A 12,614-nucleotide genomic window follows, 5' to 3' on the forward strand; every position below is an offset into this window, starting at 1 on the left:
TGGACACTCACACATTTGTGTGGGTGTTTTTTGTTATAATTGGGAAAATCAATTAACTATATTATTGTAAATAAGGTGGACCTAAAATAATGGAGACAAGACAAGACAAGACAAGACAAGACAAGACAAGACAAGACAAGACAAGACAAGACAAGACAAGACATTTGATTCATTAATTAAACAAATCAATGATACTGCTGGTGATGTTCAAAGAGATCGAGGCACTCTATTTGAAAAATTAGTCCTGGGATATTTAAAAAATGAACCTACATATAAAAACTTGTATACAGATGTTTGGATGCTTAGTGATGTTCCTGAAGAATATGGAATTCCTAAAAAAGATAACGGTGTTGATCTTGTTGCAAAAGATAAAGATGGAAACCTAACTGCGATTCAAGCTAAATTTTATCAACATAAAATTGGTAAAGATCAGGTGGATTCTTACCTAGCAGAACTTGGTAAACATTATTATCAAAGTGGATTGTTTGTTTCTACTGTGGATATTTGGAATAAAAGTGCCGAAGATGAAATTCAGCATAACATTAAACCAATCGGAATAATTGGTCTCTCGGATTTGCGTAATTCACAAATTGATTGGAATACATTTGATTTTAAGCGGCCTGAAAAAGTAAAAATTACACAAAAAAAGCAACTTCGTAAATATCAAGAAGAAGCTCTCAATAAGGCTGTTGAACATTTTTCTAACAATGATAGGGGTCAGTTAATTATGGCTCCTGGGACTGGAAAGACATTTACAAGTCTTAAAATTGCTGAAAAAATGGCACGGAAGCAAGATAATCAATTTAAAGTTTTATATCTCGTTCCTAGTATTCAATTATTAACTCAAACTTTACGCGGATGGAACAATGATAGTGAAACTTCTATTACAAGTATGGCAGTCACTTCTGATCGTGATGCATCCCGTTCTAATGATGGTACTGAAGATATTAAAGCAACAGATATTGGTTATCCAGCCACAACGTCATCGGATAAGATTATTGATAATTACAAGCGAATTAAGAAGCAATCTAATAAGGATAAAATGTTAGTTGTTTTTAGTACTTATCAGAGTATCGAGGTAATTGGTGAATCCCAAAAGAAAGGATTTCCTGAATTTGATTTAATTATTGCTGATGAAGCTCATCGAACTACAGGTGCTCATTTAGCTGATAAAGATGATAGTATCTTTTCAAAGGTTCATTCTAATTCTAATGTACGTGGTAAAAAGAGAATGTATCAAACCGCTACTCCTAAAGTTTATGGTGAAACAGCCAAGAAGAATGCTAAGGATAAAAGTATTATTGTTTTGTCAATGGACGATAAAAATAAATATGGAGAAGTATTTTACAGAATGGGGTTTGGTACTGCTGTTAACCGTGGAATTCTAACTGATTATAAAGTAATGGTATTGGCAGTCGATGAATCAGCTGTTCAAAAAGATATGCAACGGACACTATCAGATCCAGAAAATGGATTAAATATTGATGATGTTGGTAGAATTGTTGGTATTTGGAACGGTATGATGCGTCGAAATGGGTATAAAAATCCTAAAAAAAATGGTCTATATGATGGTGTCCCCTTGGAAAGAGCTATTGCTTTCACCAAAACGATTGAGGATTCGAAGAAAATTTCCAATCAATTTGAAGAAGTAGTTAACGATTATTTGTCTGGTCATCAGTCGGGGGAGAATGAAAAATTAAGGATGCGTCACGCCGATGGGACCATGAACGCTATTCAAAAAAATGATGTATTAGATTGGTTGGCTAACCCTAATAAACCAGACAATGAAGCTAGAATTGTTTCCAACGTAAGGTTCTTAACTGAAGGAATTGATGTACCAAGTTTAGATGCAATTATTTTTATGGCTCCTAAAAAATCCCAAGTAGATATTGTTCAAGCCGTTGGTAGAATTATGAGAAAAGCACCTGGTAAAGATTACGGATACATTATTTTACCAATTGTTATTCCAGCTGATGAAACTCCTGAATCAATTTTAGATAATAATAAGCGATATGATACGGTTTGGCAGGTAATTAATGCACTACGTTCGGTTGATGAACGATTTGAAGCGATGGTTGACAAGATAAACATTGCCAAACCTAAGCAAATGAAAGTTATCGGCGTAGGGGAAGCACCAGACGAAAAAAATGATACGGAAAATATTACAGCTGCTCCAGTTGAAAAACCGGTTCAAACAGAATTAGATTTACAGTGGGATAAGTTTGAAGGAGCAATTTATGGAAAAATCGTTGAAAAAGTTGGAAATCGAAAGTATTTAGAAAATTGGTCAGACGATGTTGCTAAAATTGCTCAACGTCAAATTGCCTGGATTAAAAATAAGTTATCAGATAAAAATGATCCGATTACGATTGAGTTTAATAAATTCGTTTCATCATTGAAGCATAATATTAATGACAGTATTGATGAAAATCAAGCCGCTGAAATGTTATCACAACATTTAATTACAAAGCCTGTATTTGAAGCCTTATTTGATAAATCCAGTTTTGTAAATGATAATCCGGTTTCACAAGCAATGGAAAATATTGTTACTGAACTAGAAAAAGCAGGGTTTGCGAAGGAACAGGAAAACCTAGAACCACTGTATGAATCTGTTAAAATGCGCGCAGAAGGAATTGAAAAACCTGAAGATAAGCAAAAAATTCTTGTCACACTTTATGATAAATTTTTTAGCACGGCATTTAAATCTACAACGGAAAGATTGGGAATAGTTTTTACACCAGTGGAAGTAGTTGATTTTATTGTGAAGTCTGTTGATGATTTACTTAATAAATATTTCCACAAATCATTAGCTGATAATGGTGTTCATGTTCTTGATCCCTTTACGGGGACTGGAACTTTTATTGTTCGAACATTAACTTATTTAAAGCATCAATTAGATACAGGTGAAATCACCTTTGCATATATTTTAAGGAAATATATGCACGAATTACATGCTAATGAGATTGTTTTACTAAGTTATTACATTGCAGCTATTAATATTGAAACAACATTTGCAGAAATTGACGATAATAAAAATGAATATAAACCATTTGAGGGAATTGTTTTAACGGATACGTTTGAAAGTACTGAAAATGAAGATACTTTGGATGATAATTATTTTGGTAGTAATGATAAAAGATTAAAGAAACAACAGGAAACTCCTATAACAGTAATAATTGGTAATCCACCATATTCGGCCAAACAGAACAATGAAGATGCAAATATAAAAAGAGTCTCATATAAAAAATTAGACGATAAATTACGAAAAACTTATGTTAAATCATCCACTGCAACTAATAAAAACAATCTATTTGATAGTTACATAAAGGCAATTAGATGGTCAACTGATCGAATAGATAAAAATGGAGTAATTGGATTTATAACAAATAATTCATTTATTGATGGAAATGCGATGGATGGTATGCGAAATCATCTAATTAAAGAATTTTCTGATATTTATATTTTTAATCTAAAAGGATCTATTAGAGGTAAAATCGGGAATGATCTTAAGGCTCAAGGTGGTAATATTTTTGATATTATGACAGGAGTTACTATTGTTTTTCTGATTAAAAGTACTAGTGTAAATAATGATTTTATTCATTATTTTGAAATTGGTGACGAACTAACTAAAAAGGAAAAGTTAAAAGCATTATCTAATTATTCAAATATTAATAATATTGAAAACAAATTTACACTTATTAAACCTAATCAAAAAAACGATTGGATTAATCAAAGAAATTCAAATTTTGATAGATTTATAGAGTTAGGTAGTAAAAAAGATAAAAATGCCTTGTTTATAGATTATACAGGTGGAATAAAAACTGGTAGAGATGCTTGGTCCTGGGGATTTAATAAAAATAAAGTAGAAATCAATACAAAGAAATCTATAAAATTTTATAATGATAATCTTGGTAATGTTGATGTCTATAGCAAAAAAACTAATAAAATTTCATGGACTAAATCACTAAAGAATAGCTTTGAGAAAAAAGATACTTTATTATTTAACGATAATAGAATGTATATAGGAATGTATCGTCCATTTACAAAAAAATATGTTTATAATTCCAGTGATATGGTTGATAGACAATATCAAATGAAGAAAGTACTACCAACTTCGATTTCAGATAATATAATGATCTCTTTGTCAAACAAGACTCAGGGAACGTCTTTCTCTTCTCTTATGATAAATGTTGTTCCTGATGTTAATTTATTTAAAGGTGGATCTCAAAATTTACCAATTAAATTATACGATAACATTGGAAGTTATCCTGCAATCAGGAAAAATTTGTTGAAAAAATTTGATGATTCTAAAGATAGTGATATTTTCTATTACATTTATGGAGTTTTGAATTCTAGAGATTATGGAAATATGTATAAAAAAAATTTAGCCAAAGAATTTCCAAGGCTTCCAATTTTAAAAAATAGAGAGTCATATATTAAAATAGGTAAAAAATTGTCTGAATTGCATCTTAATTACGAGAATCAGTCAATATACAATGGAATTAAAATTATATCAAAGGATAATCCCAACTATAGGATATCAAAAATGATTCATCCTAAGGAACGTGTTGAAAATGGTAAGCAAGTTAAAGATTTAACACGAATTAAATTTAATGAAGATATAGAAATCGAGAATATTCCAGAAAAAGCTTATGAGTATGTTGTAAATGGTAAACCAGCGATTGAATGGATTATCGATCAATATCAAGTGAAAATTGATAAAAAATCTGGAATAACTGATGATCCAAACGAATTTAGTGATGATCCTAAATATATTTTTAATTTGCTTATGTCTATTATTACTGTAAGTATGGAAACACTAAATTTAATTGATCAATTACCTAAATTTGAATTAGATGAAGATTAGTAGTTAAATTTTTATAATCGTACTTGATGTTTTTATTTTCATATAAAAAACACGACACCTAAAGTCGTGTTTGCAATCCTATGACCGTTGTTGGCTAATCGCAGCCAGCAGCGGTTTTTCTGTTTGTTCCAGTTGCTGAATCAATTCATGAGCAGCTTCCGCAGAAATCTGTTTCACAATCCAGTAATCGTGTTCTTCTTTTTTCACTTCATAATCGGATAGGAGACTCGCCACATCTTGTTCACTGCGAATCACGTAATCCAGTAACTTGGAGTTGTTATCCAGTTCCAGTTCTTGCTGGAAATTACGGGTTAGGTGCTCCATGTGTAGCTCTAAATCCAAGAGATCTTGAATTAAAGCGTGCGCAGTGGGGAGTTCCCCGGCCCCCTGACCATTGAAACTCAGTTTACCAATCGTAGTTCCCCGTAACCCCACGTAGTTGTAATTCTGGTGCACGCCTGCTTCAATTTCACCGGGAGCGTACAGCGTGGGCTCAATCACAAAGTTGTAGCGATTGTCGCGGCGGAAACTACGGCCAATTAATTTTACGACCCAATGATGTTTTTTAAAGAAACTGACGTCTGCGGCAGTGATATTCCGGATTCCAAACTTCAACAAATCATCGTTCGGTTTAATCTCCGTATCATAGGCAATCGAGGCACTAATACAGAGTTTGTTTTCAATGTCATCCCCATCCAAGTCAGCACTCGGATCCGCTTCGGCATAACCGCGGCGTTGTGCTTCCGCCAGCACTACGTCGAAGGGAGCACCGGTTTCCATCATTTCGTCCAGGATGAAGTTACTAGTCCCGTTAAAAATCCCATGAATGGAATCAATCTGGTCAATTCGCAACGCCCGTTCGAGGTTGATAATCCACGGAATTCCGCCACCTACGCTGGATTCAAAGTAAAATTTCACGTGGTTTTGCCGTGCCAGCGTCGTAAATTCAGTGAGGTGGCGGGCCACCACGGCCTTGTTGGCGGTTACCACGTTTTTATGGTGTTTCAACGCATCCGTAATCATGGCATAAGCGGGATCTAATCCGCCCAACACCTCGATGATTGTATCAATCTTGTCATTTGCAAGAATTTCTTGATAATCAGCCGTAAAAAGGGGATTTTGATCCACCTTCTCGGGACGCACCCAGATCTGACTAACGTGCAAACGGCGTAATTGTTCTGTGGCCTGGGACTCGATGATTTTCACCACTCCATGGCCGACCGTTCCGTATCCTAGTAACGCAATTTGCATCGTAATATCCTCCGTTTTCTGTATTTGTTTTATATACACTTGTTTTATTAATAAAAACAGGTTACCATGTTCATAATTGAAAAACAAGGAACGGAGGAAAATTTAGTGACTTCTTTGTATCAGAGTACCCGAGATGACCAACTGCACGTGAGTGCCAAACAGGCAATTGTGACCGGTTTTGCCGCGGATCAGGGCTTATTTGTACTCCCTGATTTAGGTGCCAATCCTTTTCCGTTGGAGCAGTTAGCTGAGATGGATTATCAAATGATTGCGCAGGCGGTGTTAGAACGGCTGTTGCCAGATTTTTCCCAGGCGGAAATTAAAGCAGCAATTGCAGCTGCATATGACCACAGTTTTAGTGATTCCCAAATCACCCCCTTGCAAGCCGTCGGCGATTTCCAGGTGTTAGAACTATTCCACGGGCCGACCGCAGCGTTTAAAGACGTGGGTTTGCAATTACTGCCCCAGTTGATGCAACGAGCGGTGGCAACAAACGAACAAGTCATGGTGTTGGCCGCCACCAGTGGTGATACCGGGACCGCGGCCTTAAACGGTTTTCGCAACCAAGCGCAGATGGGAGTTTCCGTTTTCTATCCGGATGGCGGGGTCAGCCCCGTGCAACAACGGCAGATGTTAACCACGACAGGCAAGAATACTCGGGTAGCTGCCATCGAAGGGAACTTTGATGATGCGCAGCGCAACGTGAAACAGATTTTTAATGATGCAAAAGTGCATGAGCAATTGACAGCGGGGACCCGGTTATCCAGTGCCAATTCGATTAACATTGGTCGTCTGATTCCACAGGTGGTCTACTACTTTAGTGCTTACCAACAGTTGCTGGAACAGGGCAAAATCGAACTGGGTGATCAGATTAACTTCACGGTGCCGACCGGAAACTTTGGCGATGTGTTAGCCGGTTTTTATGCTAAGCAACTTGGCTTACCGATTAAGAAACTGGTAATTGCCTGCAACCAAAACAACGTGTTGGCGGACTTCTGGCAGACGGGGACTTATGACCGAAACCGGCCATTTTACCAGACGTTGGCGCCCAGCATGGATATCCAGATCTCCAGTAACTTAGAACGACTGTTGTACTACGAAAGTGATGGTGACACGCAGTTAGTCCGTCAATTGATGAACGACTTGGATCGGCAGGGGAAGTACCAAGTTCCAGCTACATTATTGGAAAAATTACGTCACGACTTTGCCAGCGGATTTACGACCGATGCGGAAATTGAAGCCACGATTCTGCAGGTGTTTGCGGACGACCATTACCTCATGGATCCCCACACCGCCACGGGGTACCACGTGATGCGCCAGTATCAACAAGCTGATCCAGACACGCCGATGGTTCTGTTGAGTACGGCGAGTCCATACAAGTTTGTGGACGCGGTGGCGGATGCGGTGCTGGGCAAGCATGCGGCGGATGCACAAGCTACGACGCAGCAATTAGCTGATTATACCAACGTGCCAGTTCCACCAGCCTTACAAAAACTGTGGGATTTAACTCCAGTTCAGGCGCCACGCTTACAACCAGCTGAGATGGCTGAGTGGGTCGTGCGGGAAACGAACGAGGTGTTTAAGCATGATTAAAGTGACGGTTCCAGCCACGAGCGCCAATCTGGGCGTGGGTTACGATTGTTTGGGTCTTGCCCTTGATTTGCGGGCGACGTTTCAGTTTCAGTCAGCATCGAAATTAACCATTGCCGGTTGTCCTGAGCAATTTCAAAATGAAAACAATCTGGTGTACCGAGCGTTTCAAGCGGGTTGTGAAGCGTTAGGGGAGCCAGTTCCATCGTTAGCGATTAAGATTGACAGTCCGATTCCGGTTTCCCGGGGACTCGGTAGTTCCGCGACCTGCATCGTCGCAGGGCTAGCTGCTGCTGGAGAGTGGTTTCAAACCCAGTTTACGCAGAACGAATTGGTGCAGCTGGCCACGGACTTTGAGGGTCATCCCGATAACGTGACCCCTGTGATTTATGGTGGTTTGTGTGCCGGAGTGCAAACGGACGAGGGAATCTCGGTGTTGACATATCCAGTAGCTGATGACCTGGATTTTCTAGCAATCGTGCCAGATTTTACGGTATCTACGGATGAGGCGCGGGCGTTGTTACCGAAGTCGGTGAGCTATGCCACGGCGACGCATCAGATTAGTCATAGCTTGTTACTGGTGCGCGCGTTGATGACGGGAAATTTATTTGACTTACGATTGGCCCTTGACGACCGTCTACATGAGCCATATCGGAAGCAATTGATTGCTAACTATGATGTAGTTGCGGAAGCCTGTGATTATTTTGAAAACAGTCTGTACATTAGTGGAAGTGGTTCGACATTAATTGCAATTACGGATGATACACCCACCCGCGGAATGTTACGGCAAAGGTTGATGAAAGAGTTACCAGACTGGAATATTTTCCCGGTCGCGGTAGACACAGCGGGTGTTCAAGTAGAACATGGATAAACAAAAATCGCCGTCCAACTGGACGACGATTTTTTAATGACCACGATGCTTTTGCTTTCTTTTCTGTTGCTTTAGTTCGAACTGTTGTTGCTGCCGTTCACGTTTTAACCGTGCATGATGGTGCTTGCGTTGATTCTTGTGCTGTTCAAATTCAGTTTGCAAAACAGCCTGAGCTTTGGTGACCGGATGCTTCTGTTTTAATTGTTTTTGCACGGCCCGTTGTTGGCGTTTGGGATTAATTTTCTTTGGATGCTTAACTTCTGCTTGTTCGACCTTAGTGAAGTGCAGTTGCTGATAATGGTGATTAAGATAATGAAAAAGTTGTGGCGGAGTTGGAATTGAACTCCCTAAAATAATTTGAGCAACTTGATATTTCTTTCCTGCTTGCACCTCAAAAATGCCACGATAAAACGAGCCATCAAAAACGATTGTGAATTGACTTTGAACAAACATTGCGTTTATTCCTCCTATAAATTTAATGAAAAAGCGGGACATCCCTAGGAGGAAGGATACTGATAGCGAATGAGCTACGTCCGGACTACCAACCGGAGCTGTGTTTTTGCTTTGCGTTTAGTGTATCATAGAACAGAAACTAATTATATTTTTGCAATATCAGCAACATAATTTTAGCTATAAGTCTGAAAGGAGGTTCCTCATGTCCAACTACACCAACCTCAACATCCAACTCAACAACGACATCCTTCACACCATCACCATGCTGGCCAGCGCCAAAGGAATCAGTGTTTCTGCTGAAATTGAATCGATTCTTAATCAACACTTTGCCAAGCCCGAACTCGTTGGGATCACTGATTTAGTGGGAACCGAAATTACAGATCACCAGCTTCAAGACGACGGCTTGGTCAAACTCCACGGTGTGTTATACTTTTACCAACTCGTGGACACGAAACGGCACCGTCATGAAACATACGTGGTGGCGGATGTAACCGATCAAAAAGTGTATTTAGTCGCTAAAGGAGAGTATTATGCTGGGGATTAAAATTGTGCAACAAAATAACGTCGGATTGGTAACTTTCTTGGGAAAGTACGCCCGTCAGTTTGAAAGTGGACTGCACTTCTACATTCCGTTTTTTGAACGGGTGAAAACGGTCAGCCTTCAGTCGCAACCGCTGGCGCTCCCTGTGCAAACCGGAATTACCCGTGATAACGCCAGCATCAGCATCCAAGTGACGTTGAACTACCGGATTACCAACGCTGAACGCTACACCTTTGGTAACAGCAACTCGATTCAATCGATGGCTTACCAAGTGAGTGGGACGCTGCGGGATATCATCGGGAGCATGGACCTCGATGACGTCTTGAATTCGACCGACAAAATCAACACCAAGTTGATGCAAAATATCGGCGACCTCACCAACACCTACGGCATCATGATTGAACGAGTCCAAATTGGCGACCTGACTCCTTCCAAAGGAGTGAGTGAAGCGATGGAAAATCAAATCACTGCTTCGAAGAACAAGCAGGCCACGATTTCGGAAGCGCAAGGAAACGCCGAACAAATTCGCCTGAACACCGAAGCTAAGAATGCCGCCAAGATTGCGACTGCCAAAGCTGACAAGCAACAGACGGAGATTCACGCGGATGCCGCCGCTTACGCCACTAAGGTGCAAGCAGAAGCGGACCAATATCGGATTGAACAATTGCAAGCCGCTTTGGCTAACATTGACCAGAAGTATCTAAATGCGCAGTCAATTGATGCATTGAAGGCCGCCGGAGAACAGGGGAACCTGATTATTGTTCCGAACGACAGCAACGCTGACTACGGACAACTAGCTACTTTTAGCAAAATGCTCCACAAACAGGACCAATAAAAAATGACCACCAATTTAAAGTTGGTGGTCATTTTTAACGTAACTCTATTTATCATCCTCAGCGGACTCTTCTTCTTTTTTCTCACGTGGTCCTTGCTTCACCATTTTCAGGTTTTGCCAGTTAATCACGGTTTTGTTGTGGTAGGTATCAATGATGTCTGGATCACTGCTTTCAAACCCAATTAGAAAAGAATTTTTGTATGCCTTTTCAATCGTTCCCGTAAAGTCTTGTTTCTTAATTTGAAAGGCTACTTCATCGCCGACTTCAAAGGGTGATTTCTCGGTCGCGGTTTGTTCATCATTTTTCTTTGGCACAATCATCGCCTCCTCCAGGATTGCTAACCTATGAAATATAAACGATTCCCGTACTTTTGTCAATTCTTAACCATTTTGTAGTACAATTTATACATCTAAGACAAGCTAGGTGGTAAATGTGACAAACAAGCGACGACGGCCCCGCCGGAAACGAAAAACAACGAAGAAGAAACGCGCCCAATCCGATAATTTTAGCGGCTTTGGACTCATTATTGTGATTGTCATTTTGTTAGCCGGGACCATCTGGGGGATTAATTACATCACCCAACCCCGTTATTCCCAATCAAACGTCAGTCAACAGCACCAAAAGTTTATCAATCAAATTTTACCGGCCTCGTTACGTGCTCAGCAGGAGTATAAAATTCTGCCCAGCATCACGATTGCCCAGGCGATTTTGGAATCGAACTGGGGTCAGAGTCAATTGTCCGCCAAATACCACAATCTGTTTGGTGTGAAAGCCACTGCCAACCAACCTAGTGTAGAATTAAGTACCACGGAGTTTACGAACGGCAAGGCGGAAAATGTGACGGGTCGTTTCCGAGTCTACGATAGTTGGGACGAGTCGATTGAAGCGCACGCCAAACTACTGGCAAACGGAACGGATTGGAACAACCTGCAGTATCAGGACGTCGTTCGGGCCGACAACTATCGGGATGCCGCTCGGGCTTTAAGCACGGGGGGTTACGCGACCGATCCCGCTTATGCCGACAAAATTATTGCCATCATTGAAAAGTATCACCTTAATCAATACGATCACCAGGAGGGCCAGCAATAATGAAACCATTTAATCCCGGAATGACACTGGGAATCATCGGAAAAGGATATCAACTGCAGCAACTAGCGGATGCCGCGCGCCGCACGGAATTAAAGGTCTTATTGTATCCCAATCCCACGGCCGAAAATCCGCATTCTTTGACGGATGCAGGTCTTTTACACGCCTTTGCCGAGCAAAGTGACGTCACGACTGCCATTGCAGAGCCAGTTCCGTTATCATCATTGGAAACCATCTCAACTGGATCGGAGTTTCCGCAGGGAACAGAATTGACCGAAATCAGTCAAGACCGGGCGTTAGAACAAGCTTTTTTTCAATCCCTGAATCTTAACGGGGTGCCGTTTAGCACGGTGATTAACACAAGCGACGTGGAACAAGGAATTGACACGTTAGGCTTACCAGCCCGGATTATTCCAATTTCAAAGCGGAGCGCCAACCAGCAACCGTTGGATTTGAAGACGAAGGACGACGTGGCCAAGTTTATCTCCCTTGCCGGACGCGGGAGCTATTTGTTTGTTCCCGACTTGCCGGTTAAACACCATTTGGTTGCCAGCGCTACGAAGAGTGTTCAAGGAAAAATTGAATCGTTTCCGCTGGTCCAAATCAACCAGCAGGGACGCTCTTTTACCAGCCTCACTGAGGACACCAAGTTAATCTCACCAGAGGTTCAAACGGAAATCGAAAAGACGATGCAAAAGATTGGAGAAGCACTCCACGTGGTGGGTAATTTTGCGGTATCACTGTTAGTTACCACCACCGATATCTTGTACGTCCAGGGATTATTACCCGCGCTGGACCTACCAGTGAACGTCTTGCAACGGGGGCTCAACACCACACCAGCGGATCAACATTTGCGAGCCATTCGGGGTTTACCACTAACCCCCATTCACCAGTTCCAGTCCGAACGGTGGCTGAGTTTAACGAAGCCCCAACTAGAAGCAGCGCTCGAAGCGCAACGGCAACACCCGGACTGGGATTTTGACTTTAGTTATCGGGACGATCATCCAGAAATTCTCGGCGACGTCTGGATTCCCGTCGATGAACCGGCGTTGACCAACGAACGGATTCAACGAGCCCGGTTACTACCGCATGAAGAATAAATCAGAAAAAAAGGAGAGT

Annotated in this window: 10 protein-coding genes; 7 read left to right on the plus strand and 3 right to left on the minus strand. The window is 40.8% G+C overall.

The genetic code is table 11. The features are described from left to right. The first annotated feature begins 175 nt into the window (after positions 1-175). Positions 176-4,867, plus strand: a complete 4,692-nt coding sequence (locus tag M3M39_RS03160) for a DEAD/DEAH box helicase (RefSeq protein ID WP_274705497.1) — start codon at positions 176-178, stop codon at positions 4,865-4,867. Positions 4,868-4,945: 78 nt separating this feature from the next. On the opposite strand, the gene M3M39_RS03165 is transcribed toward M3M39_RS03160, so the two are convergent. After that, the gene (locus tag M3M39_RS03165; RefSeq protein WP_252797773.1) at positions 4,946-6,118 is read right to left on the minus strand and encodes a homoserine dehydrogenase; all 1,173 of its coding nucleotides are present in this window, start codon (positions 6,116-6,118) and stop codon (positions 4,946-4,948) included. Between the two features lie 66 nt (positions 6,119-6,184). Between M3M39_RS03165 and thrC the strand changes: the two genes are divergently transcribed. Further along, positions 6,185-7,711 (plus strand): threonine synthase, encoded by a 1,527-nt coding sequence (thrC, locus tag M3M39_RS03170; protein ID WP_252797775.1) that lies wholly within the window; start codon positions 6,185-6,187, stop codon positions 7,709-7,711. Next, positions 7,704-8,579: a homoserine kinase gene (gene thrB / locus M3M39_RS03175; protein WP_252797777.1), complete on the plus strand. Its 876-nt coding sequence runs from the start codon at positions 7,704-7,706 to the stop codon at positions 8,577-8,579. Before thrC ends, thrB begins: the two co-directional genes overlap by 8 nt. Before the next feature lie 33 nt (positions 8,580-8,612). On the opposite strand, the gene M3M39_RS03180 is transcribed toward thrB, so the two are convergent. After that, entirely contained in the window at positions 8,613-9,032 is a 420-nt protein-coding gene (locus tag M3M39_RS03180) for a YjdF family protein (RefSeq protein ID WP_252797780.1), read from the minus strand. 202 nt (positions 9,033-9,234) lie between these two features. On the opposite strand from M3M39_RS03180, the gene M3M39_RS03185 reads away from it, so the two are divergent. Continuing rightward, positions 9,235-9,576, plus strand: coding sequence for a hypothetical protein (locus M3M39_RS03185; protein WP_252797781.1), 342 nt, complete (start codon positions 9,235-9,237; stop codon positions 9,574-9,576). Next, positions 9,563-10,408: an SPFH domain-containing protein gene (locus M3M39_RS03190; RefSeq protein ID WP_252797783.1), complete on the plus strand. Its 846-nt coding sequence runs from the start codon at positions 9,563-9,565 to the stop codon at positions 10,406-10,408. The genes M3M39_RS03185 and M3M39_RS03190 overlap by 14 nt, the downstream gene beginning before the upstream one ends. A 45-nt stretch (positions 10,409-10,453) precedes the next feature. On the opposite strand, the gene M3M39_RS03195 is transcribed toward M3M39_RS03190, so the two are convergent. After that, the gene (locus tag M3M39_RS03195; protein WP_252797785.1) at positions 10,454-10,723 is read right to left on the minus strand and encodes a DUF2187 family protein; all 270 of its coding nucleotides are present in this window, start codon (positions 10,721-10,723) and stop codon (positions 10,454-10,456) included. A gap of 118 nt (positions 10,724-10,841) precedes the next feature. Here M3M39_RS03195 and M3M39_RS03200 point away from each other — a divergent pair, with 118 nt between their 5' ends. Both M3M39_RS03200 and M3M39_RS03205 read left to right on the plus strand, forming a co-directional pair. Continuing rightward, a complete protein-coding gene (locus M3M39_RS03200; RefSeq protein ID WP_252797786.1) occupies positions 10,842-11,498 on the plus strand; it encodes a glycoside hydrolase family 73 protein in 657 nt (218 codons plus the stop codon). Further along, entirely contained in the window at positions 11,498-12,595 is a 1,098-nt protein-coding gene (locus M3M39_RS03205) for a 5-(carboxyamino)imidazole ribonucleotide synthase (RefSeq protein ID WP_252797787.1), read from the plus strand. Before M3M39_RS03200 ends, M3M39_RS03205 begins: the two co-directional genes overlap by 1 nt. The last annotated feature ends 19 nt before the right edge of the window (positions 12,596-12,614 follow it).

The sequence above is a fragment of the Fructilactobacillus hinvesii genome (assembly GCF_024029435.1).
In the GTDB taxonomy this organism is placed as follows: Bacteria; Bacillota; Bacilli; order Lactobacillales; family Lactobacillaceae; genus Fructilactobacillus; species Fructilactobacillus hinvesii.

Excerpts from the sequence above, each read along its gene's own strand:
- M3M39_RS03205 (WP_252797787.1), top strand. The coding sequence starts at position 11,498 with ATGAAACCATTTAATCCCGGAATGACACTGGGAATCATCGGAAAAGGA.
- M3M39_RS03185 (WP_252797781.1), top strand. The coding sequence starts at position 9,235 with ATGTCCAACTACACCAACCTCAACATCCAACTCAACAACGACATCCTT.
- thrC (WP_252797775.1), top strand. The coding sequence starts at position 6,185 with ATGTTCATAATTGAAAAACAAGGAACGGAGGAAAATTTAGTGACTTCT.
- M3M39_RS03165 (WP_252797773.1), bottom strand. The coding sequence starts at position 6,118 with ATGCAAATTGCGTTACTAGGATACGGAACGGTCGGCCATGGAGTGGTG.
- M3M39_RS03190 (WP_252797783.1), top strand. The coding sequence starts at position 9,563 with ATGCTGGGGATTAAAATTGTGCAACAAAATAACGTCGGATTGGTAACT.
- M3M39_RS03180 (WP_252797780.1), bottom strand. The coding sequence starts at position 9,032 with ATGTTTGTTCAAAGTCAATTCACAATCGTTTTTGATGGCTCGTTTTAT.
- thrB (WP_252797777.1), top strand. The coding sequence starts at position 7,704 with ATGATTAAAGTGACGGTTCCAGCCACGAGCGCCAATCTGGGCGTGGGT.